Origin of the sequence: uncultured Schumannella sp., assembly GCF_905479755.1 — a bacterium.
GTDB lineage: Bacteria > Actinomycetota > Actinomycetes > Actinomycetales > Microbacteriaceae > DCRR01.
In genome coordinates this window covers 1-23,372 of sequence record NZ_CAJQNT010000003.1, presented here as the reverse complement: position 1 = coordinate 23,372, position 23,372 = coordinate 1, and the positions used below count along the sequence as shown (strand labels likewise).

Annotated in this window: 19 protein-coding genes; 11 read left to right on the top strand and 8 right to left on the bottom strand. The window is 71.2% G+C overall.

The genetic code is table 11. From position 1 onward, the window contains the following. Nucleotides 1-2 precede the first annotated feature (2 nt). Nucleotides 3-2,849: a glycosyltransferase gene (locus tag QZ258_RS00280; RefSeq protein ID WP_294177950.1), complete on the top strand. Its 2,847-nt coding sequence runs from the start codon at nt 3-5 to the stop codon at nt 2,847-2,849. Beyond that, nucleotides 2,842-4,434 carry a DUF5719 family protein gene (locus QZ258_RS00275; RefSeq protein ID WP_294177948.1) on the top strand — a complete coding sequence of 531 codons (1,593 nt, stop codon included), beginning with the start codon at nt 2,842-2,844 and terminating at the stop codon, nt 4,432-4,434. Before QZ258_RS00280 ends, QZ258_RS00275 begins: the two co-directional genes overlap by 8 nt. Nucleotides 4,435-4,460: 26 nt before the next feature. Here QZ258_RS00275 and QZ258_RS00270 read toward each other — a convergent pair whose 3' ends face one another. Further along, nucleotides 4,461-4,904 carry a metallopeptidase family protein gene (locus QZ258_RS00270; protein ID WP_294177946.1) on the bottom strand — a complete coding sequence of 148 codons (444 nt, stop codon included), beginning with the start codon at nt 4,902-4,904 and terminating at the stop codon, nt 4,461-4,463. A gap of 42 nt (nt 4,905-4,946) precedes the next feature. Between QZ258_RS00270 and QZ258_RS00265 the strand changes: the two genes are divergently transcribed. Then, nucleotides 4,947-5,162 carry a DUF3499 family protein gene (locus QZ258_RS00265; RefSeq protein ID WP_294177944.1) on the top strand — a complete coding sequence of 72 codons (216 nt, stop codon included), beginning with the start codon at nt 4,947-4,949 and terminating at the stop codon, nt 5,160-5,162. Nucleotides 5,163-5,222: 60 nt separating this feature from the next. Continuing rightward, on the top strand, nt 5,223-6,704 hold the full coding sequence (gene ahcY / locus QZ258_RS00260; RefSeq protein ID WP_294177942.1) for an adenosylhomocysteinase: 1,482 nt from the start codon (nt 5,223-5,225) through the stop codon (nt 6,702-6,704). Nucleotides 6,705-6,718: 14 nt separating this feature from the next. Here ahcY and QZ258_RS00255 read toward each other — a convergent pair whose 3' ends face one another. After that, nucleotides 6,719-7,579, bottom strand: coding sequence for an RDD family protein (locus QZ258_RS00255; RefSeq protein ID WP_294177940.1), 861 nt, complete (start codon nt 7,577-7,579; stop codon nt 6,719-6,721). Nucleotides 7,580-7,610: 31 nt separating this feature from the next. Between QZ258_RS00255 and QZ258_RS00250 the strand changes: the two genes are divergently transcribed. Continuing rightward, the gene (locus QZ258_RS00250) at nt 7,611-8,606 is read left to right on the top strand and encodes a stage II sporulation protein M (protein WP_294177938.1); all 996 of its coding nucleotides are present in this window, start codon (nt 7,611-7,613) and stop codon (nt 8,604-8,606) included. A 58-nt stretch (nt 8,607-8,664) separates the two neighbouring features. Here the strand turns inward: QZ258_RS00250 and QZ258_RS00245 are convergent, their stop codons facing one another. The 6 genes from QZ258_RS00245 to QZ258_RS00220 all read right to left on the bottom strand — a co-directional run bounded on the left by QZ258_RS00245 (nt 8,665) and on the right by QZ258_RS00220 (nt 14,835). Then, complete coding sequence (locus QZ258_RS00245; RefSeq protein WP_294177937.1) at nt 8,665-9,369, bottom strand: aquaporin; 705 nt, start codon at nt 9,367-9,369, stop codon at nt 8,665-8,667. A gap of 70 nt (nt 9,370-9,439) precedes the next feature. Further along, entirely contained in the window at nt 9,440-10,753 is a 1,314-nt protein-coding gene (locus QZ258_RS00240) for a DUF58 domain-containing protein (protein WP_294177935.1), read from the bottom strand. 6 nt (nt 10,754-10,759) lie between these two features. Further along, on the bottom strand, nt 10,760-11,719 hold the full coding sequence (locus QZ258_RS00235; protein ID WP_294177934.1) for a MoxR family ATPase: 960 nt from the start codon (nt 11,717-11,719) through the stop codon (nt 10,760-10,762). Between the two features lie 48 nt (nt 11,720-11,767). Further along, the gene (locus tag QZ258_RS00230; protein ID WP_294177931.1) at nt 11,768-12,976 is read right to left on the bottom strand and encodes a DUF4350 domain-containing protein; all 1,209 of its coding nucleotides are present in this window, start codon (nt 12,974-12,976) and stop codon (nt 11,768-11,770) included. Further along, entirely contained in the window at nt 12,973-13,626 is a 654-nt protein-coding gene (locus tag QZ258_RS00225; RefSeq protein ID WP_294177929.1) for a DUF4129 domain-containing protein, read from the bottom strand. The genes QZ258_RS00230 and QZ258_RS00225 overlap by 4 nt, the downstream gene beginning before the upstream one ends. 15 nt (nt 13,627-13,641) lie before the next feature. Further along, nucleotides 13,642-14,835, bottom strand: coding sequence for a hypothetical protein (locus QZ258_RS00220; RefSeq protein WP_294177927.1), 1,194 nt, complete (start codon nt 14,833-14,835; stop codon nt 13,642-13,644). Nucleotides 14,836-14,969: 134 nt separating this feature from the next. Here QZ258_RS00220 and mtrA point away from each other — a divergent pair, with 134 nt between their 5' ends. From mtrA to secA, 6 genes are all read left to right on the top strand, one after another. After that, nucleotides 14,970-15,650 (top strand): MtrAB system response regulator MtrA, encoded by a 681-nt coding sequence (gene mtrA, locus QZ258_RS00215; protein ID WP_294177925.1) that lies wholly within the window; start codon nt 14,970-14,972, stop codon nt 15,648-15,650. Between the two features lie 9 nt (nt 15,651-15,659). Then, nucleotides 15,660-17,276: an MtrAB system histidine kinase MtrB gene (gene mtrB / locus QZ258_RS00210; RefSeq protein WP_294177924.1), complete on the top strand. Its 1,617-nt coding sequence runs from the start codon at nt 15,660-15,662 to the stop codon at nt 17,274-17,276. Further along, nucleotides 17,273-18,943 carry an LpqB family beta-propeller domain-containing protein gene (locus tag QZ258_RS00205; protein WP_294177922.1) on the top strand — a complete coding sequence of 557 codons (1,671 nt, stop codon included), beginning with the start codon at nt 17,273-17,275 and terminating at the stop codon, nt 18,941-18,943. The genes mtrB and QZ258_RS00205 overlap by 4 nt, the downstream gene beginning before the upstream one ends. Before the next feature lie 63 nt (nt 18,944-19,006). Next, nucleotides 19,007-19,729 carry a ComF family protein gene (locus tag QZ258_RS00200; RefSeq protein WP_294177920.1) on the top strand — a complete coding sequence of 241 codons (723 nt, stop codon included), beginning with the start codon at nt 19,007-19,009 and terminating at the stop codon, nt 19,727-19,729. Between the two features lie 153 nt (nt 19,730-19,882). Beyond that, nucleotides 19,883-20,560, top strand: coding sequence for a ribosome hibernation-promoting factor, HPF/YfiA family (gene raiA / locus QZ258_RS00195; RefSeq protein WP_294177917.1), 678 nt, complete (start codon nt 19,883-19,885; stop codon nt 20,558-20,560). Nucleotides 20,561-20,679: 119 nt separating this feature from the next. Next, nucleotides 20,680-23,372, top strand: a 2,693-nt coding sequence (secA, locus tag QZ258_RS00190) for a preprotein translocase subunit SecA (protein WP_294177914.1), incomplete at its 3' end; no start/stop codon positions are given.

Below are 23,372 nucleotides of genomic sequence, written 5' to 3'. Positions count from 1 at the left end.
CGATGCAACCCCGAGTCACCGCGATCCTGGTCGTCCGCCGCGACGATCGCGGTCTCGACCGCGCGCTCGCGGCGCTGGGTTCGCAGACCCGTCGCCTCGACGCCGTCGTCACGGTGGATGCCGCGGTCGACACGCGCATGACCGAGGCGCTGGCCACGGCCGCGCCGACCCGGCAGGTCTCGGCCCGCGGCGCGGGCCTCGTGGACGCTCTCGCACCCGCGCTTCGCGCCCTCGGGCCGACCGAGTCGCGGGACGAATGGTTGTGGCTGCTCACCGACGACAGCGTTCCCGCCCCCGACGCGCTCGAGCGGTTGCTGGCGGCGCTCGAGATCGCACCCTCGGTCGCGGTGGCCGGCCCCAAACTCGTCGATCCCGACGACCGCGCGATGCTGCGCTCCTTCGGCGAAACGGTGTCGAAGTGGGGCGCCACGGTGCCGCTCGTCGAGGACGAGCTCGACCAGGCGCAATACGATCGCGGTCCCGATGTCCTGGCCGTTCAGACCGCGGGAATGCTCGTTCGCCGTGCCGTCTACGCGGAGGTCGGCGGGTTCGATCCGGGCCTGCCGCACGTGGATGCCGGGCTCGACTTCTGCGTTCGCGTTCGCCTCGCCGGACACCGCGTCATCCGCGTCGCGCGCGCGCACGTGGCGCGCGCTGTGGCGCCCGAGGATGCGGCCAGGCGCACCCCCGCCTCGTCCTCCGCCCGGCGCCGACTCGCGCGCACCGCACAGCTTCACCGCCGCCTGGTCTGGGCTCCCGGCTGGGCGCTGCCGGTGTTGTGGCTCGCGCTCCTCCCGACCGCCGTTCTGCGTGCGGTCGGCCAGCTTCTGGCCAAGCGTCCGGGGGCCGTATTCGGCGAGATCGGGGCTGCGCTGCGGGCCGCGTTCGACGGAACGGTGCCCGGGGCCCGCATCCGCCTGCGACGCGGGCGCCGCGTCGGCTGGGCCGCGATCGCGCCGCTGCGCATGTCGTGGGCGGAGCTGCGCGAACGTCGCGCCGCGACGCGAGAGCGTCAGCGCGAGGCGCGCGGGGTGCGACTCGAGATCGTGCGCGCCAGCTTCGTCGCCGGCGGCGGAGTCGCCGTGCTCGTGGTGCTCGCCGCCCTGGGCACGGCGATGCTGTGGCGACTCGTGGGCGCCGAGGCGCTCACCGGGGGAGCGCTGCGCCCGGTGAGCGACACCGTCGGCCTGCTCTGGTCGAACGTCGTGGGACAGCCCGCCGACACGATTCTCGGCTGGGCTCCGGCCGACCCGTTCACCGCGCTCCTGGCGATTCTCGGATCGCTCACCTGGTGGAGCCCCTCCCTCGCGATCGTGGCCCTCTGGTTCGCCGCCATGCCGCTCGCGGCGCTCGGTGCCTGGTGGTGCGCGACGCGAGTCAGTGAACGGGCCGCGCCCCCGCTGGCCGCCGCCGTGCTCTGGGGCCTGGCGCCGCCGCTCCTGTTCGCCCTGACGGATGGACGGCCGGGGGCGCTGCTCGCCCACGTGCTCATCCCGTGGCTGGTCTTCGCCGGCATCGAAGCCGCGCGCTCCTGGAGTGCCGCGGCCGGGGCCTCGCTGCTGTTCGCGGCGGTGGTGGCGAGTGCCCCGTCGCTCACCCCCGCGCTGGTCATCCTGGTGCTCGTCGCCGCGGCGGTGCGTCCGCGCTCCGCGGCGCGGCTGGTGGGGATCCCGGTGCTCGGCCTCGCCGTGCTCGCCCCCCTCGCCGTGGTGCAGATCGCGCGCGGAACGCCGTTCGGGATCTTCGCCGATCCCGGCGTTGCGGCCGCGTTCGCGGCGCCGAGCGGCTGGGAGTTGTTGCTGGGGCGCCCGGCCGGGGGTCTCGACGCCTGGGCGTCCGCGGTCGGCCTGGTCGGTGTCGAGGGCTCCCTCGCCGCGCTCGCGAGCATCGCGCTCCCGGCGCTGCTGCTGGTGCCCCTCGGGGTGCTCGCGCTGCTCGCCGTCGTGCTGCCGGGAGCCCGCCGCGCGATTCCCGCACTCGTCATCGGGGTGGTGGGACTGGCGACGGCGGTCGCGGCGGCGCATCTCAATGTCGCGGCGGCAGGTGCCGCGGCGGCCACCGCGTGGCCGGGCTCGGGCTTGAGTCTCTACTGGTTCGGGATCGTGGCCGCCGCGGTCGTGGCGATCGACGCGCTTCGTCCGCTCTCCGTCGTCGCCACGAGCGTGGTCATCGCGCTCGCCGTGCTGGGCGTTGCGCCCGCGATCGTGCATCAGGCCCTCGACAACGCACCCGTGGTGAGCGCGGGGGAGCGCACGCTGCCCGCGCTCGTCGCCGCGGAGGCGGCGGGCGATCCCGGCCTCGGCACGCTCGTGATCCGGGCCCAGGGCGACGGCTCGATCGCCGTGCGCATCGAACGGGGCGCCGGCACGACGCTGGATGCGACCTCGACGCTCGACAGCACCGACGTGGCGATCGCCGACGACGCGCGCACCGAGGAGGATCTGCGGCTCGCGGAGTTGGCCGGAAACCTCGCCTCCTTCGGCGGGTTCGACCCGGCCCCGGCCCTGGAGGAGTTCGGGATCGGGTACGTGCTGCTGCCGCCGAGCTCCGGTGACGCGGCCGGCACGGCGCAGCGCATCACCGAGGCCTTCGACGCGAACTCCCAGCTCGTCGCGATCGGTGAGACCGCCTCGGGTGCGCTCTGGCGCACCGAGGTTCCGCGATCGTCGACGGAGGCTGCCGAGGGGCTTGGTGCGCTGGCGCGCGGGGTACTCGCGGGGCAGGCGGGGATCCTGCTCATCGCGGTGCTGCTGGCGCTGCCGACCGGCCCGCGCCGCCGCGTCGTGAGTCCGGCCGTGCTGCCCGGGGAAGACCCCGCCGACACCTTCGCCGAGGACGACCATGCCTGACCTGACGCAGCCCGACTCCCGGCAGCCCGAGGGGGCGCAACCCGATCGACACGAACCCGGAGCGGTCCGCCGCGCGGTGCGGGTCGGCGGTCGCATTGCGGGAGGAACCGCCGCGCTCGTGCTCGCGGTCGCCGTCGTGGCGGGCGTCGGATTCGTTCGCCTGCCGACCCTCGGCGCGGCGCCGGCCGGGATCGCCGTGACGCCCGAACCCTCCGACCAGTTGCGGGTGTGCACGGGCGGACTCGTGCGCTTCGGCGACGAGACGGGCGGCAACGCCGAGACCGCGGTTGCGGTCTCGGGCTCCGAGCTCGTGGCGGACGCGATCGGGGCTTTGCTCGGCGAGACCGACCTCGGCGATCCGGGGATCAACCTCGACGGTGCCGACGCCGCGCCGGTCGTGATCACCGCGCCCGCGGGCGACGGGGTGCTGATCGCCGGAGCCACGGCGCAGAGCTCGCTGGTTCCGGGTTTCTCGGGGCTCGCCGCCTCGCCGTGTGTCGAGCCGAGCGGCTCGACGTGGCTGGTCGGCGGTTCGCTGAGTGTTGGGCGGAGCACCGCCCTGGTGCTCACCAATCCGAGCGACGTCGATGCGGAGGTGACGCTGCGCCTGTGGGGCGAGACGGGAATCCTCACCGCCCCGGGACTCAGCGGGATCTCGGTCCCCGCGGGAGCTCAACGCGTCGTCTCGCTCGCGGGCTTCGCGCCCGGGATCGCTTCGCCCGTGCTTGAGGTCGCGGCGCGTGGCGGGCGGATCACCGCGACCCTTCAGCAGTCGATCGTGCGAGGCCTCGACGACGGCGGGGTGGAGGTCATCGGGGCCACCGAGGAGCCGAACACGTCCCTGGTCATCCCCGGCGTCCGCATCGAGGACTCGTTGGGGGTCAGCCGCGCCAGCGCGCGCGCCGATTGGGAGGACGCGATCGCGGCCATCCGGCTGCTCGTGCCCGGCGAGGTGGCGGGTTCGGCGACGGTGCGCGTCGTGCCGGAGTCCGAGCCGGAGGAGGGGGTCGCCACCGACACCGCCCTCGAGGCGATCTCGACCTTCGTGCTCGAGCTCGAACCGCAACGTGTCGTCGAGATCGACCTCGGTGCGGGCATCGACGCCGAAGAACTGTCGGCGTTGCCCGACGGCATCTACACCGTCTACGTCGACGCCGACGTTCCCGTCGTCGCGGCGGCGCGCGCGACGACGGCCGTCGATGAGGGAGCGCCCGATGACGAGTCGGCGCTCGACCCCGTGACCGCGGCCCCCGCGAGCGACTTCGCCTGGTTCGCCGCCGCGCCGGCGCTGCCGAGCGAACTGCTCGTGGCGGTGGCGACGGCGCCGCAACCGGTGCTGAGCCTGGTGAATCCGACCGCCGCCGACCAGACGGTCTCGGTCGAGGTCGGCGGGGCGGCGGTCACGGAGTATGTGGTGCCCGCGGGCGCCTCGATCTCGCGTGCTGTGACGGCCGGAGCCGTGATCCGCCTCAGCGGCGCCGCGGGGCTTCAGGCTGCGCTCAGCTACGCGGACCCGGGCGAGCTCGCCTCGGGCGTCCTCCTCGGGTCACGCCCGCTCGCGGAGCCGATCACCGTCTACCCGTAGCGGGGAGGCGTGGGCGGCATCGCGGCTCAGAAGTGCCGGTAGCGCTCCGGCGCGATGTCCCAGGGGTCCTTGCCGAGCAGTTCGGCGACCGCGCGGAACACGCAGCTCTCGATGAGCGATCGACGGTGCCAGTCGTCGTCGCGGTGCAGCTGCGTCAGCCGTTCGATCGGGATGCGGTAGAGCACAATCGCGCGGGCCTGACGGTCGACCTGCCACCGATCCACTCCCGTGGTGGTGAGCGGTCCGGTCGGCGCGTTGGCGATGTGTACTGTCACCTTCGCCAGCTCGGCGGGCCACAGCTCGCGCACGTACTCCAGCGCCGAGGACACGCAGCTGTCGAAGAAGCTGAGTCGCGAGCGAAGCAGCGGCAGGTGCGGTCCGGTGACCGCGGAGCGCAGGCCGCGTCCGTGGCGATCACGGCCTCGTCCGCGCGCGATCGAGTCGTGGGCACGAGAGACCGGGCGGGGCATGTCGCCAGTGTACGACGCGGGTCGAGGGGTAGCCTGGCAGTCGTGACGAGTCGGCCGTGCAGCAAGGTCGCCTGTGGCGAGGACGCCGTGGCGACGCTCACCTACGACTACGCGGACGCCATGGCGGTGCTTGGCCCGCTCGCCGGCCGGCATGAACCGCACAGCTACGACCTGTGCGCGCGTCATGCCGAGCGGCTGTCGGCGCCGCAGGGCTGGCAGGTCGTGCGGCACTCGATTTCGCGCGATACCGTCGCCTGACGGCTGCGCGTCGCACGCGCCCGCAGGTAACACAGCGCGAATCCTTGCGAGAATGGGCACATGACAACGCCCGCTGCCTCCACCCGTTCGCCGTTCAAGGTCGCCGACCTCGGCCTCGCTGAGGCAGGACGTCACCAGCTCCGCCTCGCCGAGAACGAGATGCCGGGGCTCATGGCCCTGCGCGAGGAGTTCGCCGACAGCGCCCCGCTCGCCGGGGCGCGCATCGCCGGCTCGCTGCACATGACCGTGCAGACCGCCGTGCTGATCGAGACTCTCGTGGCGCTCGGCGCGCAGGTGCGCTGGGCGAGCTGCAACATCTTCTCCACGCAGGACGAGGCCGCCGCCGCGGTCGCCGTCGGCCCGACCGGCACGGTCGAGGCGCCCGCGGGGGTGCCCGTGTTCGCGTGGAAGGGCGAGAGCCTCGAGGAGTACTGGTGGGCGACGACCCAGATCTTCGACTGGAGCGCCGAAGCGGCCGCCGCGGGCGAGGACTTCGTCGGCCCGAACATGATCCTCGACGACGGCGGCGACGCCACGATGCTCGTGCTCAAGGGGCGTGAGTTCGAGCTCGCCGGCTCGGTTCCGCAGCCGGAGGCCGACGCGAGCGCCGAGTGGCGCGTGTTCCTGGAGACGGTGCGCCAGACGATCGAGGCGGAGCCGGGTCGGTGGACGCGCGTTGCCGACGAGATCCAGGGTGTCACCGAGGAGACCACCACCGGCGTGCACCGCCTCTACGAGCTGCACCGCGAGGGCGGGCTGCTGTTCCCCGCGATCAACGTCAACGACTCGGTCACCAAGTCGAAGTTCGACAACAAGTACGGGATTCGGCACTCGCTGCCCGACGGCCTGAACCGCGCCACCGATGTGCTGATGGGCGGCAAGGTCGCCTTCGTCGCGGGCTACGGCGACGTCGGCAAGGGCAGTGCGGAGGCGCTGCGCGGCCAAGGTGCCCGCGTCATCGTGAGTGAGATCGATCCGATCAACGCCCTCCAGGCGGCGATGGACGGCTTCCAGGTGGCGCGCCTGGAGAGCGTGATCGACCAGATCGACATCCTTGTCACCGCGACCGGCAACAAGGATGTGGTGACGCTCGAACACCTGAAGGGTCTCAAGCACCAGGCGATCGTCGCGAACGTCGGCCACTTCGACAACGAGATCGACATGGCGGGCCTCGAGTCGCTCCCGGGCGCCGAGCGCATCCAGATCAAGCCGCAGGTCGACGAATGGCGGCTGCCGCACGGGCGCAGCATTCTCGTGCTGAGCGAGGGTCGCCTGATGAATCTCGGCAACGCCACCGGCCACCCGTCATTCGTCATGTCGAACTCCTTCACCAACCAGGTGCTGGCGCAGATCGAGCTGTACACGCGCGGCGAGGAGTACCCGGTGGGTGTGTACGTTCTGCCCAAGCACCTCGACGAGAAGGTGGCGCGCCTGCACCTGGAGGCGCTGGGGGTCGAGCTGACCACGTTGACGCCGTCGCAGGCCGCCTACATTGGCGTCGAGGTCGACGGGCCGTACAAGGTCGACCACTACCGCTACTAGTCGAGCGGGGTCGCTCAGCCGCGCTCGGGGAAGCCGTGCGGGCGGTCGCGGAGAGCGGCGTCGAGGCGCTGCAACCGCTCGGCTTCGAGGGCGAGCGCGGCGGCTTCGCGTTCGCGGCGCACCACGGTGATGCCGGCGAGCAGCAGCTCCGCGGGGACACTCGGCATCGGTGAGACGAACACCCCGGCCTCGGCGGCGAGCCCCTCGGCGATGGTCGCGCGTCGCTCGGGGGTGAACTTGCCCGCGTGCGCGAGGAACTGCGCGATGCGTCGGGAGAGGGCGTCGGGCAGCCGCGCGACGTCGGCGACCTTCGCCCAGTCGGCGAGTTCGACCGGCACCCCGAACACCGGACTCTCGGCGCGGTCGACGCGCTCGTACTGGGCGTACGTGCCGGCGAGCAGGTCGCCGAGTCGCTTGCTGCGCTCGCTCATCAGCCCGACGAGGGCCGCGAGACCGCCGAAGGTCATGTAGGTCTCCAGCACGCCGACCAGTGCGCGGATGGCGGAGTGGCGGAATCCGATCGCGCCGCCGTCATCGCGCACGATGCGGGCGCCGACCGCGAGCTTGCCGAGCGACTTGCCGCGCGTGAGCGTCTCGACCGACACCGGGACCACCACGACGCACAGCACGAGCGAGGAGATCGCGATGATCGTGAACACGGCTTCTTCGGCGCCCGACTCCGCCGCGAGCCAGGTCAGGCCGATCCACAGTGCCAGAAACACGACGAGCACCGCGATGAAGTCGATGATCGCGCCCGCCGCGCGCAGCGCGAAACCCGCCGGCCGGAGGTCGAGGCCCACCGCTTCGCCGGTCAGCAGCTCCCGGCGGTCGTCACTCTCGTCGAACTCGTCGATGCGAAGGTGAGTCTCGGTCACCGCGCGCTCCATACGGATATCCTGACAGCAGATGGACCTCGACGCCTACTCTGCCGCCCACCGTGCGGACTGGGACCGGCTTGCCCAGGTGGCGAAGCAGCGCTCGTTCGACGGCGCCGACGCCGACGAGCTGATCGAGCTCTACCAGGCGGGCGCCACGCAGCTGTCGGCCATGAAGACGACGGTGGGGGAGTCGGTGCACGCGACGCGGCTGTCGCTGGCGCTCTCGAGGGCGCGACTGCGGTTCACCGGCGCCCCGAGCAACCCCTTGGAACAGGTGACCCGGTTCTTCGCCCTCCAGCTGCCGGCGGCGCTCTACCGCATCCGGTGGGCGACGCTCGCGGTCGCGCTCGCCACGGCGGCGATCGCGAGCGCCTACGCGGTGTGGGTCGCGAACGACCCGGCCGTGTTCGCCTCGCTCGGCCCCGAGCCGACGCTCCGCCGTTACGCCGAGCAGGAGTTCGTGGCCTACTACTCGAACAACTCCGAGGCCGCCTTCGCCGGGCAGGTCTGGACCAACAACGCCTGGATTGCCGCGCAGTGCATCATGTTCGGGATCGTCGGCGTGTGGGTGCCGTACGTCATCTTCAGCAACGCGCAGGGACTCGGAATCACGGCCGCGATCATGGACCACTACGACCGGCTGGATCACTTCTTCCTCTACATCGCGCCGCACGGCCAGCTCGAGCTGTATGCGATCTTCCTCGCGGCGGCCGCGGGCCTGCTGATCTTCTGGTCGTGGGTGGCGCCCGGGGCGCGGACGCGTGCTCAGGCGCTCGCCGAGGACGGTCGCGCCTTCTTCACGATCGTCGTCGGATGCGCGCTGGCCCTCCTGATCTCCGGCGTCATCGAGGGCTACATCACGCGTCAGGACTGGCCGTGGGCGATCAAGATCGGCATCGGCACGGTCGCCTTGGCGGCGGTCGTGATCTACCAGTGGGGCGTCGGCCGTCGCGCCGTGCGCGCGGGTGAGACGGGCGACCTCACCGAATTCGAGTCCGGGTCACGCGAGATCGTCAGCGCCTGACTCAGGTCGACACGACGAAGGCCCCGACGCGCGCGCCGGGGCCTTCGTCGTTGTCGTGCTAGGCGCGAGCGAACACGGCCTTGAAGCTGAGGCCGGCGACGAGCCCGCCGAGCACGGGCACCAGCAGGAACACCCAGAGCTGGACGAGCGCATCCGGGCCGCCGAAGGCGGCGGTCGCGAGCGAGCGCGCGGGGTTGAGCGAGGCGTTCGAGACCGGGATCAGCACGAGGTGGAACATGGTGAGCGCGAGACCGATCGCGAGCGGCGCGAAACCGGCGGTCGTGGATCCGGGGGCAGTGACGCCGAGGATGATCCAGACGAAGAGCAGCGTCGCCACGAACTCGGCGACGACGACGGCGACCACGTCGAACCCTCCGGGCGACAGTTCGCCGAAACCGTTCGAGACCGCACCGAAGTCGGGCGCGTTCCCGGTGCCCGAGCCGATCACGAACAGCACGACGGCGGCGAGCAGACCGCCGACGAACTGCGCGCCGAGGTAGGGAGCGACGTCCTTCCAGGGCATCCGGCCGGCCGCGGCGGCGCCGAAGGAGACGGCCGGGTTGAAGTGCCCGCCCGAGATGTGGCCGACCGCGTAGGCCGAAACCATCACGGCGAGGCCCACGCCGAGCGCGACGGCGAGCGGGCCGGTCGCGCTCGAGATGAAGAGTGCGGCGCCGATGACACCGAAGACGAGCATGAACGTTCCGAAGGTCTCGGCGATCAGGCGCGAGAGCATCGAGGGGGACGAGGTGGCAGCAGCCATGAATGGTTCCGTTTCTTCGTGCGGATTGAGCGGGCCCAGGCTATCGCCCTCCCGGCCGGATCCGAGGGAGTCAGAGCCGCCCGGCCGCCTTCAATTCGAGGTAGCGGTCGGCAACCGCGGGCGGAAGCTCCGACGGCGTCGCGGTGACGACGTCGGCGCCCGACTGACGGATCGCGGTCGCGACGCGCGCGGCGTCGAGAAGCGCGCGCTCGGCGGCGGCCGCGCGGTAGACCTCGCTGCGGTTGCCGCGCTCGGTGGTTGCCTGCTGGATCTCCGGATCGGTGACCGAGGCCACGAGCACCGTGTGGTTGCGGGTGAGCTGCGGCAGCGCCGCCAGGAGGGCTCTCGACGAGCCCGGCGTGTCGATCGAGGTGAGCAGCACGACGAGGGCGCGGTGCGGGGTGACGTTCCGCACGAGGCCGGGCACGGCACTCCAGTCGGTTTCGATCAGGTCAGGATCGATGGGAGCCATGACATCGACCATGCGCGAAAGGAGTTCGGCCGCCGAGGCGCCCTGAACGCGACCGCGCACCCGACGATCGAACACGACCAGGTCGACGTGATCGCCCGCTCGACTCGCGAGCGCCGCGAGCAGGAGACTCGACTCGAATGCGGTGTCCAGGCGCGGCTCGTGATCGATGCGGGCGGCGGAGGTGCGACCCGAGTCCACGACGATGACCACGCGGCGGTCGCGCTCCGGCCGCCAGGTGCGCACCACCAGTTGCAGCCCACCGCCCGCGGGGTCGCGGCGCCGGGCCGTCGCGCGCCAGTCGATCGAGCGCACGTCGTCGCCGCGGACGTACTCGCGCAGCGAGTCGAACTCGGTGCCCTGCCCGCGCAGCATGACGCTCGTGCGTCCGTCGAGTTCGCGCAGGCGCGCCAACCGTGAGGGGAGGTGTCGCCGCGAGTGGAAGGGCGGCAGCACCCGGATCACGCCGGGGGCGAGCAGGGTGGCTTGGCGGGCGGCGAGACGCAGCGGACCGAACGCGCGGACGGTGACGTGCGCGGCGCGACGCTCACCGCGGCGGCGCGGGGTCAGGGTCGTGGTGAGCGCGCGGCGCTCGCCCGCCGCGATCACGATGCGCTGGCGCGAGGGGGAGGCTCCCGCGGAGGGCTGCCACGCATCCCGCACGACGCCGTGGATCGCCCGCCGGCCCTCGTTGGCGATCACGAGACGCGAGGCGACCGACTCGCCGAGGCGAACCCGAGCGGGTGTGTCGCGCGCGATCCGCAGCGCGCGCGGAGAGCCCGCCACCAGCAGGTCGACCGCGACGAGCGCGACGCAGAGCCCGAGCCAGCCGAGCAACCCCCACGGGCCGCCGACCGCGATCGTGGGAACCGCCCCCAGCGCGAGGAGCGCGACAAACCATCCGGAGAGAGCCATGCGGACCTAGATCGGAACCTGGACTTGCTGCAGGATCGACCGCAGCACCGAGTCGGGGGCGACGCCCTCGAGCTCGGCTTCGGGCCGCAACTGGATGCGGTGGCGCAGCACCGGGATCGCCATCGCCTGGATGTGATCCGGGGTCACGCCGCTCGAGCCGGTGAGCCACGCCCAGGCGCGGGCCGCCGCGAGCAGGGCGGTGGTGCCGCGCGGACTGACGCCGAGTCGCACCGAGGGGCTCTGACGCGTGGCGCGCGCCAGATCGACGGCGTAGCCGAGCACCTCGGGCGCCACGGTCACGGTGCGCACGTCGGCTTGTGCGGCGGCGAGACCGGCGGCATCCAGCACGGACCGCACCCCGGCGGCGTCGAGATCGCGCGGATTGAAGCCGGCGGCGTGCCGGGCGAGCATCTCCGTCTCGTGGTCGCGCTCGGGCAGTTCCAGCACGAGCTTCACGAGGAAGCGGTCGAGCTGCGCCTCCGGCAGGGTGTACGTGCCCTCGTACTCGATGGGGTTCTGAGTGGCGGCGACGAGGAACGGCTCCGGCAGCGCGCGCGTGACCCCATCGGCGGAGACCTGACGCTCCTCCATCGCCTCCAAGAGCGCCGACTGCGTCTTCGGCGGCGTCCGGTTGATTTCGTCGGCGAGCAGGATGTTGGTGAACACCGGCCCTTCCCGGAACTCGAACTCGCCCGACTTCGGGTCGAACACGACCGAGCCGGTGATGTCGCCCGGCATCAGGTCGGGGGTGAACTGCACGCGGCGCGTCTCCAGGTTGAGCGTCTGGCTGAGCGTGCGCACGAGCAGTGTCTTGGCAACCCCCGGCACGCCTTCCAGGAGCACGTGCCCCCCGGCCAGGAGTGCGATCAGGATGCCGGTGACGGCCCCGTCCTGACCGACGACGGCTTTGCCGACCTCGGTTCGGACCTTGGCGAAGGATTCGCGGAGCTGTGCGGAGTCGGTCATGGTCCTCATTCTCTCGGGGTCAGGCGGGTTCGGGGTGCTGGTGCGGCGTCAGCGCGTCGGCGGGGAGGTTGTGAGCTGGGCGACGGTGCGTTCGAGCTGGCCGAGCTCGTCCGAGATCCGAAGCAGGTCGGCGTCGGAGTGCGGCGCCGCACCCGCGAGCAGATCATGGAGCTGGGATCGATCCCGGCCGGTGAGGGAGGCAACGGCCGCGACGATCTCGTCGACCGTTGCGCGGCGGGACAGCCCGACGCGGGTCGCGAGGCGGCCGAGCGCGGCCATCCGCAGCGCATCCAGTGCGTGGAGGCGCGCATCGGCGCGCTCGTACAGCCGCGCACGCCCCTCCATGGTTTCGCTCGACCGCACGATCACCGGCAGTCGTTCGCGCACGAGCGGTCCGAAGCGGCGGCCGCGCCAGACGCCGGCCGCGATCACCACGAGCACCGCGAGCAACGCCAACGGGGTCGCCCAGGTTGCGGTGAGATCCAGAATCGACGGCAGCTCATCGCCCGCGCGGAGGTCGTCTACTCCGGGCACGTACCAGACGAGCGTCGCGTCCTCGCCGAGCAGGTTGAGGGCGAGGGCGGCATTGCCGGCGAGCGTGATCTCCTCGTTCGTCAACAGCGAGGTCGCTCCGAGGATGACCAGGTCGCCGTTGTCGCGAGGGAGCTGGACGAGCGCCACGATGTCGTCCCCGGCGGGGAAGCAGCCGACGGCTCCCGTGGAGTCGTCGAGGATCCGGTAGCCGAATCCGGTCCCGCGGATCTCGCCCGCCCGCTCCGCCGCGGGCAGCGCGCACGCGGAGTCGAGCCGCTGCTCGGAGTCGAGCGCGCTCCCGGCGAGCCCGATCTCGGGGGCGAGGTCGGCCGTCGCGGCGAGGCCCGGTTCGAGGACGACGAGGCGAGCGGCGGTCCGCAGGAACTGCGCACGCTGCTGCTCATCGAGGATCGCGGTGGGGTCGTGCAGCACCACGGTCGCGCTGTCCGCGGCGGCGACGGCGCGCCGCATTTCCGTGATGCTCGTCACGAGGTGGACCTCGACGCCCTGATCGCGGAGCACCTCGACGAGCGCGCGGGTGCCGCCCGGAGCGGCGCTGTCCGGGTCGAGTCGGCTCGCCTCGGTGCTGACCCCCCGCTCGGCGACGAGCATGACGATCCCGACCAGCACGATCGCGGCGATCCCGAGAATCCAGAATCGCGCTCGCGCGCCGGTGGTGCGAAGCGTGGGGGTGAGCACCTCGGGCGCCGTCGTGGTGCTCACGCGATCGGCCCCGTCGACTCGGCGACCGCCACGCGCGTGTGACGCAACTCGTTTTCGAGCGCGCGCAGCGCCTCCCACTGCGCGCGGGTTCCCGGCTCGTCGAGGTAGCGCACCTGGTCGAAGTCGCGCGCGCTCGACTCGAGACCCTCGCGCGCGGCGGGAAACACCTCACCCGCGTGGGCGGCGAAGCCGTGGGCTGTCGTTCCGGGGAAGATCGACACGAGCGTGCGTTCGCTCAGCCCGCGCGCGAGCGCCCGATACAGCTCGGTGATCGCGAGCGCGAAGTCTCCCGCCGAGGCCGCCTCGTCGGCGGCGCGACGGATGGCGGCGGCATCCCGGGTGTCGTCCTCGCCGAACAGCGACTCGGTGACGGCGCTGCGCCGGTTCCGTCGCGGCGCCCCGTAGATCCAGAAGGCGACCAGCACGACGAGCACCACGATCGCGAGCAGGATCACGAGCCACCACGGGACGTCGCCCTCGCCGGGGGTGAACGCGAGGGAGTCGAACCATTCGAGGACGCGTTGGGCGAGCAGATCGAACCAGGTGGGACGGGCGGCCTCGTACTCCGGGTTCGCCAGTTCGCGCACCAGCCAGTCGCGCGCTTCCGGTGCGTCCGGGTCGACGGGGATCTCCGTCGGCCGGACGGTCATCACTCGAGGCATGCCTTAGCTCGCGAACGGCGAGCCGAAGGCCGGCGAACCCGGGGGGCGAGCGGCGTACGGGTCCGTGAGGTGCTCGCCGCGCTGGCGCGCCTCCACCGCCCGGGCGAGCTCGAGGTCGAGGCCTTCGGTGCGAAAGCGCAGGTCGAGGTAGAGCAGCGACGAGGTCGCGGTCTGCACGACGAGCGTGACCGCGCCGACGACGGCCGAGACCACGAAGAGCACGAGGTAGCTGACGATCGTGATCGCGATGAACCCGGCTTCGTCCATCCCGGAGGGGGCGATGAGGGTGGTGCCGAGCCCGAACAGCAGGCTCACCGGAGTGGTGACCACCTGGCCGGCGATCGAAAGCATCACGGCGACGAGCAGCACGATGCCGAACACCCGCCAGAACGAACCGCGGATGAGGGTCCACGACCGCGCGACCGCGGCACCCAGGGTGCGGCGTTCGAGCACGAGGGCGGCCGGCACGAACAGGAACTTGGTGGACAGCCACGCCACGAGAACTGCTCCGCCGAGCACCGCGAGCACCGCGACCAGGACACCCAGGGCGATGCCGACCTCGCCCAGCAGGCTGAGCCCGGCCACGACCACGACGACGACGATCAGCGCGATCATCAGGGCTGCCGACAGCAGGAACGCCCAGCCGATGAGCGCGCCGACCCGACCGCGGAGGTGCGCCCACAGCCCGCGGAAGGTGAGCTTCTCGCCGAGCGTGGCGCGCGCCACCTCGGCGACGATGATGCCCTGCAGCACCGCCGTCCCGATGATCGACAGCAGCATCGCGAGCACGATGCCGACGACGCCGAGCGCGACCCCGCCCGCGAGCAGGGCATCGGCATCCGCGTCGGACTGCGCCGACTCGATGCGGCCGATCGACCACGCGGTGACGCCACCGGTCACGAACAGGGTGAACAGCACGGTCGCGAGCGAGATCAGCAGCGCGGGCCCGAGGGTCGGCTTCGGGTTGCGTCGCAGCACCTGGAAGGACGTCCCCAGGATCGTGCCGAGGGTCATCGGCCGCAGCGGCACGAGTCCCGGCTTCGGCGGCGGCGCCCAGCCGTTCGCGCCGGCGGGGGCGGCGGGCGCGTCCGGCGCGCTTCCGCTCGCGCCGCCGGAGGCGACGGGGGCCGCGTGATACGGCGATGACGCCGGGTCTCGCGGCGCATCCGGGGCATGCCACTGATGATCGTCGGTCACGGCGGTCCCTCCCGTGGGCAGAATCCCGGCTGATGCGGGCAACACTCACGTTCATGTTCTCACGCTCGACTACGCTGGGGCGAAAGTTCAACGCGATCCGAAATCCCGGGTCGCCTTGGGAATCGGCGAGGTTCATGAGCGCGCGCATCCTGGTGGTCGACGACGACCCGGCGATTGCCGAGATGATCGGCATCGTGCTGCGGGGCGAAGGCTTCGAGCCGTCGTTCGCAGCCGACGGCACGGCGGCGCTCAGCCGCTTCCAGGAGGTGCGCCCCGACCTCGTGCTGCTCGACCTGATGCTCCCGGGCATCGACGGAATCGAGGTGTGTTCGCGCATCCGTGCCGAGAGCGGCGTGCCGATCATCATGCTCACCGCGAAGGGCGAGCCGACGGATGTCGTCGTCGGGTTGGAGAGCGGTGCCGACGACTACGTCGTGAAGCCGTTCAACCCGAAGGAACTGGTCGCGCGCATTCGGACTCGCCTGCGCCCGACCCTGCCGACGACGAGCGAAACGGTTGAGATCGGCGACCTCACGATCGATGTGGCGGCCCACGAGGTGCGCCGCGGCGACGAGAAGCTGTCGCTGACCCCGCTGGAGTTCCAGCTGTTGCTCGCGCTCGCCGCGAAGCCGCAACAGGTGTTCACCCGCGAAATGTTGCTCGAGCAGGTGTGGGGCTACCACTACAAGGCGGACACGCGTCTCGTGAACGTGCACGTGCAGCGACTGCGCGCCAAGGTCGAACACGATCCCGACAACCCTCGCATCGTCACCACCGTTCGCGGCGTCGGCTACCGCGCGGGCGCCGTGAGCTAGGCATCCCCCGTGTGGTTCGACGGGCGCGAGTGGCTCGAGCGTCTGGGTCGGCGGTGGCGCGGATCGCTCCAGCTGCGCACGATCTTTCTGACGGTCGCGCTGTCGACGCTGGCGGTCACGATCATCGGGCTCTTCGTTACCGCGAGCGTGCGCTCGAATCTGTTCGAGTCGCGCCGCGATCTGCTGCTGGACGAGGCGGGGCGCGCCACCCTGTTGGCGCAGCAGGAGTTCACCCAGGCCGGCGAGTCCACGAGCGACGGAGATCTGGTCGGGGCGCAGGAGTCGGCGATCCTCGCCGTGCGCAACACCGTGTCGAGTGATCCGCTCATCGCGTTCCTCCGGGTCCCCGGTCAGGACGGCCCGGTGCTCCTGGAGGGCGCGCAGAGCCCGAACTTCAGCGACACGCTCGTCACCGCCGAACTGCGCGAGAGCACGATCGCGTCGGAGGGAATCCAGCTGTCCTGGCAGTCGATCGTGGTTCCCGAGGGGACGGGCGATGAGACCACGCCCGGCATCATCGTCGGTAGCCTGCTCTCGGTACCCCAGGCCGGGCTGTACCAGCTGTACATCGTGTACGACCTGGCCGACGTGCAGAGCACCCTCGACTTCGTCCAGCTCACGCTCATCGTGGGCGGCGTCGCGCTCGTGCTGCTGATCGGCGCGGTCAGCTACCTCGTCGTGCGTCTCGTCGTCGGCCCCGTCCGCGTCGCGGCGGCGACCAGTGAGAAGCTCGCCGACGGTCAGCTCGAGGAGCGACTGCCCGAACGCGGGCAGGACGAGCTGGCGACGCTGGCGCGCTCGTTCAACCGGATGGCCGACAGCCTCCAGCGCCAGATCCGGCAGCTGGCCGAGCTCTCGCGATTGCAGCAGCGCTTCGTGAGCGACGTCTCGCACGAGTTGCGCACGCCGCTCACCACCATTCGGCTCGCGGGCGATGTGCTCTACGACAAGCGGGCCGCGTTCGAGCCGGCGACCGCGCGCACCGCCGAGCTCTTGCACGCGCAGACGGAGCGCTTCGAGGTGCTCCTGGCCGATCTGCTTGAGATGAGTCGCTACGACGCCGGCGCCGTCACGCTGGAGACCGAGCCGACCAACCTGGTGCGGCTCGTCGAGGATGCGATCGAGGCGATGGCGCCCCTCGCGGCGGAGCGCGGCAGCGAGATCCGCCTGGTCGCCCCGGGTGGGTACTTCGAGGCCGAGGTGGATGCGCGGCGCATCCGCCGCATCCTGCAGAACCTGTTCGGCAACGCGATCGATCACGGCGAGGGGCGACCGATCGTCGCCTACGTCGACAGCGATGCGACGGCGATCGCGATCGCCGTGCGCGACTTCGGCGTCGGGATGGAGGTCGAGCAGCTCGATCGGGTCTTCGACCGCTTCTGGCGAGCCGACCCCTCCCGTCAGCGACGCACCGGGGGTACCGGCCTCGGGTTGGCGATCTCGCTCGAGGACGCGGTGCTCCACGAGGGAGTTCTCGAGGTGTGGAGCGAGCCCGGCGAGGGAACCTGCTTCCGGCTGACCCTGCCGCGCACGCCCGGAGATCGCGTTCTCGGCTCGCCGCTCGATCTGCCGCCCGGCGACACGATCGAGTTGCGCCCGCTCGGCGAGGGCGAGGTGTCGACATGAGCGGCGTCCGGTCGCGCTGGTGGTGGCGCGCGCTCGTCGCGCTCGCCGTCGTCGGCGTGCTCGCGGGGTGCGTGCGCATTCCGGATTCCAGCGGCGTCAGCACGGTCGCGATCCCCGACGAGGGGGAATCCGAAGAGCTCTTGCCGGTTCCCGAGGGTCCGGCCGCCGGGGCGACGCAACGCGAGATCCTCGTCGGGTTCCTGCGGGCCGGTCGCGGCCCCCAGAACAGCTACGCCGTCGCGGCCGAGTACCTGACCGACGACTTCGCGGCCGAGTGGCGGCCGAACGCGGGAGTCCTGGTGAGCAGCTCGGCCGTCGTGCCGACCGACACGGCGAGCGGCCTCCAGGTGAGCCTCGAGGTGACCGCCGAGGTCGACTCGGCGGGACGCTACGACCTGGCCGGCGCCGGGTCGAGTCGCCAGCTGGCCTTCGAGTTCGAGCAGGTCGACGGCGAGTGGCGCATTTCGGCGGCGCCCGACGGCACGGTGCTGTCGCCGACCTTCTTCGAGCTCTTGTTCGAACCGGTCGAGCTCTACTATTTCTCGCCCGACTTCCGGTTCCTGGTGCCCGAGCTGAGGTGGTTCCTGGTCTCCCGCACGATCGCCAACCGGATCGTCGACGAGCTCATCGCGGGGCAGTCGTCGCTGCTCGAGTCCGGAGCGGTGCTCACGGCGGTCCCCAACGGGCTGGAGCGGATCGAGAGCGTCGAGATCGATTCGGGCACGGCGACCGTCACCCTGAGTTCCGACATCCTTGCGGTCTCCAGCGCCACCCAGTGGCGCATCCTGCAACAGCTCACCGCGAGTCTCGGCTCCTTGAGCGATGTGCACAGCGCGGCGGTCGTCTCCGGGGGGTTCCCCGCCGAGATTTCCGAGGTGGGCGGCAGCGCCGACCGCTTCCTGCAGGTCGACCCGATTCCGGTGGGGATGCTCGCCGGCGCGTTCGGTTCGATCGGCGAGTCGGAGGTGCGTCCGCTGGACGAGATCGGCACCGCGATCGACGAGCTCGGAGCGACCGCGGCGAGCGTGAGCCGCGATCGGTCGACCGTCGCGGTGCTCACCGCCGAGGGTGTGAGCCGGGTGACCGCGGACGGCGTGGAACTGGTCGTGCCGGGAACCGGCTTCATCGCGCCGACGGTCGACCCGTGGGGCTACATCTGGACCGGCCCCGCGACTCAGTTGGAGCGGCTGTTCGTGATCTCGCCGAGTGGAGCCTCCTTGCCGATCGGCATCGGGATCGAGGGGCGCGTGATCGGGGTCGAGGTGTCGCGCGATGGCACCCGGGCCGTCTTCGCGGTCGCGACGGATGACGGATCGCGGCTGGTCGTGGCGGGCATCGTTCGCGACGCCGAGGGGGCTCCGATCGCGATCGTGGAGTCGACGCTCGTTTCGATCGGCAGCGGCGAACTGCTCGACCTGTCCTGGGTCGACGGGACCACGATCGCGCTGCTTAGCCGCGCGGGCACCACCACCACGGTCTCCACGGCGACCCTCGGCGGGCGCCTGACGAACCTCGGTTCGCTCGAGAACGGAGAGCAGGTGGTCGGCGGGAACGGCGTCGAAGGAATCCGCGTGCTCGATGCCGACGGCATCGTGTATCGGCCGAGCGGCGACTCGAGCTGGCTCGACACGGGGCTGCGCGCCTCCTTCCTCGCGACGCAGCAGTAGCGCTCTCCCCAGGCCGCGCCCTGGGCGGAGCCGGGCGCCGGCGCGCGCGACGACACTGGCGAGGTGGCATCTGTGCGGCGCGGCGACGCGCGACTTCTCGAGGCGCTGCGCGACGCCGTCGCGCTCGTTCTGCCGGTCGAGTGCGCCGGGTGCGGCCACCCCGATCGCGAGGTGTGTGCGGACTGCCGCGCGGCGCTGCGCCCGGACCCGATCGTCCTGCCCGGCGAGCCGCCGGTGATCGCCGGGGCGAGGTACGAGCGCGAACTGCGGGCGGTCGTCCTGGCCTTCAAAGACGGAGACCGGCCCGGTCTCGCGCGGGCGCTCGCGCCCATCTTCGCGACGGCGCTGGAGGGCGCCCTGCGGGTGGCGCGCGCGGGCGGCGGGGGCGACGAGACGCTCGTGCTGTGCCCGATCCCGGCGAGTGCGCGGGCGCGGCGGCGTCGGGGATTCCGACCGGTGGAACGGCTCGCGCAAGCGGTCGGAGTGCGCGGGGTGCGCCTGCTGGAGGCGGTGCCGCACGTCCGTCGCGGTGCTCAGAAGTCGGTCGGCGCGACCGAGCGGGCCGAGAACGTCCGGGGCGCTTTTCGTGCCACGCGCCGCGCACGCGGGTGTCGCGTGGTGCTGATCGACGACGTCGTCACGACCGGCGCGACCCTGCGCGAGGCCACCCGCGAACTCGAACTCGCGGGCGCGACGGTGGTCGCGGCGGCCGTTCTGGCGGCCACGCCGCGACGCATGCCGAATCGAAAGGAGACACCCACCGAACTCCCACCGACACACGGGTGACAACCCGCGCGCTCGGGACTACGGTGGGGCCAAAGGCGCTCAAACGCCTGACGGGAGAAGCGCCGAGCAAGACACGGGGCTCCCCCTGGTGCCCCGGTCTGAACGGGTCGCGCGAGACCGTGCGACCCGAGTGTCAACTGACTGGAGGGTCCCATGGACATCACGATCACCGGCCGCGGAGTAGAAGTCCCCGATCGTTTCGAGGACTACGCGACGGAGAAGTCCGAGAAGATCGAGAAGCTCGCCGAGCGAGCACTCGCCCTCGAAATCAAGCTGGTTCGGCACCACGAATCGCGAGGGACCTCGGGCGATGATCGTGTGGAGATCACCCTGATCGGCCCCGGTCCGCTGGTGCGGGCCGAGGCGTCCGCGGCCGACAAGTACGCGGCGTTCGACCTCGCTTTCGACAAGCTCGTCGAGCGGATCCGCCAGGCCAAGGACCGCAAGAAGGTGCACCGCGGCCAGCACCGCCCCCCGTCGATCGGAGAGGCGGCGAGCAACGGCCGTGTCGGCGATGTGGTGCCCGCGAGTGTTGCCACGCTCGAGCGGGTCGCAACCGGCGCGATCCCCACGGTCGAGGCGGAGGACGAGGAGGACTGGAGTCCGGTCGTGATCCGGCGCAAGGTCTTCCCCGCCGAGCGGATGACCTCCGCCGAGGCGCTGGACCGGATGGAGCTGGTCGGGCACGACTTCTTCCTGTTCATCGACGCCGAAACCGATCGCGCGAGCGTCGTCTACCGGCGCACGGGTTGGGACTACGGCGTGATCGCGCTCGACGAGGAGTCCACCGGCACCGATGAGTTGGCGAAGGCCCGCGCCCGGCGGCGCTAGGTTTTCTCCGCCGCTCCGCGCACAGCCGAGCCTCAGGCGCCCGCCGCACTACCATTGCTAGAGTTACGCGCTGGTAACGGCGGGCGCCGTCGTGCCCCGCACGAGGAGTGGAGTCATCCGTGGCAAATGTGCTGGAGAGAGTTCTCCGCGTCGGCGAGGGGCGCACGCTGCGTCGCCTCAAGAACTACGCCGAGGCGGTCAACCACCTCGAGGAGGCGTTCGCCGAGCTGACGGACGAGGAACTGCGTAGCGAGACGGTCGAGTTGCGCGAGCGCTACTCCGACGGCGAGTCGCTCGACGATCTGCTCCCCGAGGCCTTCGCGGCCGTGCGCGAGGCCGCCAAGCGCACCCTCGGGTTCCGCGCCTTCGACGTGCAGGTGCAAGGTGGCGCCGCGCTTCACCTCGGCAACATCGCCGAGATGAAGACCGGTGAGGGCAAGACCCTGACCGCGGTGCTTCCGGCCTACCTCAACGCGATCACCTCGCGCGGCGTGCACATCATCACGGTCAACGACTACCTGGCCAGCTACCAGTCCGAGATCATGGGACGCATCTTCCGCGCCCTCGGGATGACGACCGGCTGCATCCTGAGCGGTCAGACCCCCGAGCAGCGCCGCGAGCAGTACGCGGCCGATGTCACCTACGGCACCAACAACGAGTTCGGCTTCGACTACCTGCGCGACAACATGGCGTGGCAGGCCGCCGACATGGTCCAGCGCGGCCACCACTTCGCGATCGTCGACGAGGTCGACTCGATCCTCATCGATGAGGCGCGCACGCCGCTCATCATCTCGGGGCAGGCCTCGGGGGAGGCGAACCGCTGGTTCGGCGAGTTTGCGAACATCGCGAAGCGCCTCGTCGAGGGCGAGGACTACGAGGTCGATGAGAAGAAGCGCACCGTCGGTGTGCTCGAGGCGGGCATCGAAAAGGTCGAGGACTACCTCGGCATCGACAACCTCTACGAGTCGGCGAACACCCCGCTCATCTCGTTCCTCAACAACTCGATCAAGGCGCGCGCGCTGTTCAAGCGCGACAAGGACTACGTCGTGATGAACGGCGAGGTGCTGATCGTCGACGAGCACACCGGCCGCATCCTGGTTGGCCGTCGCTACAACGAGGGCATCCACCAGGCGATCGAGGCGAAGGAAGGCGTGCAGGTCAAGGCCGAGAACCAGACGCTCGCGACCGTCACGCTGCAGAACTACTTCCGGCTCTACTCGAAGCTCTCCGGCATGACCGGTACCGCCGAGACCGAGGCGGCCGAGTTCATGTCCACCTACAAGCTCGGCGTGGTCGCGATCGAGACCAACCGTCCGATGATCCGCAAGGATCAGGCGGACCTGGTGTACGCGACCGAGACCGACAAGTTCGACCAGGTCGTCGAAGACCTCGTCGAGCGCCACCGTGCGGGTCAGCCGGTTCTGGTGGGAACCACGAGCGTCGAGAAGAGCGAGTACCTCTCGCGCCTCCTCGCGAAGCGCGGCGTGAAGCACGAGGTGCTGAACGCGAAGAACCACGCGCGTGAGGCCTCGATCATCGCGCAGGCCGGTCGACTCGGCGCCGTCACCGTCGCCACCAATATGGCCGGTCGCGGAACCGACATCATGCTCGGCGGAAACGCCGAGCACATCGCCGTCGCGCGGATGCACGACAAGGGCCTCAGCCCGGTCGACACCCCCGACGAGTACGAGGCCGAGTGGGACCAGGTCTTCGCGGCGGTCAAGAACGAGGTCGAGGCCGAGGCTGAGAAGGTGCGCGAGGCGGGCGGGCTCTACGTGCTCGGCACCGAGCGCCACGAGTCGCGCCGCATCGACAACCAGCTGCGTGGTCGCTCCGGCCGCCAGGGCGACCCCGGCGAGAGCCGCTTCTACCTGTCGCTGCAAGACGACCTGATGCGCCTGTTCAACGCGGGCGCCGCCGAGGCGCTCATGGCCCGCGCGCCCAAGGGCACCGCGATCGAGTCGAAGACCGTGTCGCGCGCGATCCGCTCCGCACAGTCGCAGGTCGAGAGTCGCAACGCCGAGATCCGCAAGAACGTCCTCAAGTACGACGACGTCCTCAACCGTCAGCGCGAGGCGATCTACGCCGACCGCCGACACATCCTCGAGGGCGACGATCTGCACGAACGGGTTCAAGGCTTCCTGGGGACCGTTCTCGAGCAGGTCATCGATGAGTACACGGCCGAGGGCACGAGCGACGACTGGGATCTCGAGGCGCTGTGGACCGAGCTCAAGACGCTCTACCCGGTCTCGATCACGGTCGACGAGGTGCTGAGCGAAGCCGGCAGCAAGGGCCGGCTCACCGCGAAGGATCTGCGCTCCGAGATCATGTCAGACGCCACCCTCGCCTACCAGCGCCGCGAAGAGCAGCTCGGGTCGCAGGCGATGCGTGAGCTCGAGCGTCGTGTCGTGCTGAGCGTGATCGACCGCCGCTGGCGCGACCACCTCTACGAGATGGACTACCTGAAGGACGGAATCGGTCTGCGGGCGATGGCGCAGCGCGACCCGCTCGTCGAGTACCAGCGCGAGGGCTTCTCGCTCTACCAGAACATGATGGGCCAGATCCGCGAGGAGTCGATCGGATTCCTGTTCAACCTCGAGGTCGAGGTCACCTCGGCCGATGGCACGGCACGCGTCGCCGCGAAGGGACTCGGCGGCCAGCAGGCCCCGGCGCAGGGCCTGCAGTACTCGGCGCCCACGGCCGACGGCGAGGTGGAGGTGCGCAACCAGCGCGGTCAGCTGCAGCAGGCCGCCACGGCGCGCGCGCAGCAGCAGGCGACGGCCGCGGCGCAGCCCGCCCGCCCCGCGGCGGC

Coding starts and splice junctions, on each gene's coding strand:
- QZ258_RS00280 (WP_294177950.1), top strand. CDS start 3: ATGCAACCCCGAGTCACCGCGATCCTGGTCGTCCGCCGCGACGATCGC.
- QZ258_RS00275 (WP_294177948.1), top strand. CDS start 2,842: ATGCCTGACCTGACGCAGCCCGACTCCCGGCAGCCCGAGGGGGCGCAA.
- QZ258_RS00270 (WP_294177946.1), bottom strand. CDS start 4,904: ATGCCCCGCCCGGTCTCTCGTGCCCACGACTCGATCGCGCGCGGACGA.
- ahcY (WP_294177942.1), top strand. CDS start 5,223: ATGACAACGCCCGCTGCCTCCACCCGTTCGCCGTTCAAGGTCGCCGAC.
- QZ258_RS00250 (WP_294177938.1), top strand. CDS start 7,611: ATGGACCTCGACGCCTACTCTGCCGCCCACCGTGCGGACTGGGACCGG.
- QZ258_RS00245 (WP_294177937.1), bottom strand. CDS start 9,369: ATGGCTGCTGCCACCTCGTCCCCCTCGATGCTCTCGCGCCTGATCGCC.
- QZ258_RS00240 (WP_294177935.1), bottom strand. CDS start 10,753: ATGGCTCTCTCCGGATGGTTTGTCGCGCTCCTCGCGCTGGGGGCGGTT.
- QZ258_RS00235 (WP_294177934.1), bottom strand. CDS start 11,719: ATGACCGACTCCGCACAGCTCCGCGAATCCTTCGCCAAGGTCCGAACC.
- QZ258_RS00225 (WP_294177929.1), bottom strand. CDS start 13,626: ATGACCGTCCGGCCGACGGAGATCCCCGTCGACCCGGACGCACCGGAA.
- mtrA (WP_294177925.1), top strand. CDS start 14,970: ATGAGCGCGCGCATCCTGGTGGTCGACGACGACCCGGCGATTGCCGAG.
- QZ258_RS00205 (WP_294177922.1), top strand. CDS start 17,273: ATGAGCGGCGTCCGGTCGCGCTGGTGGTGGCGCGCGCTCGTCGCGCTC.
- raiA (WP_294177917.1), top strand. CDS start 19,883: ATGGACATCACGATCACCGGCCGCGGAGTAGAAGTCCCCGATCGTTTC.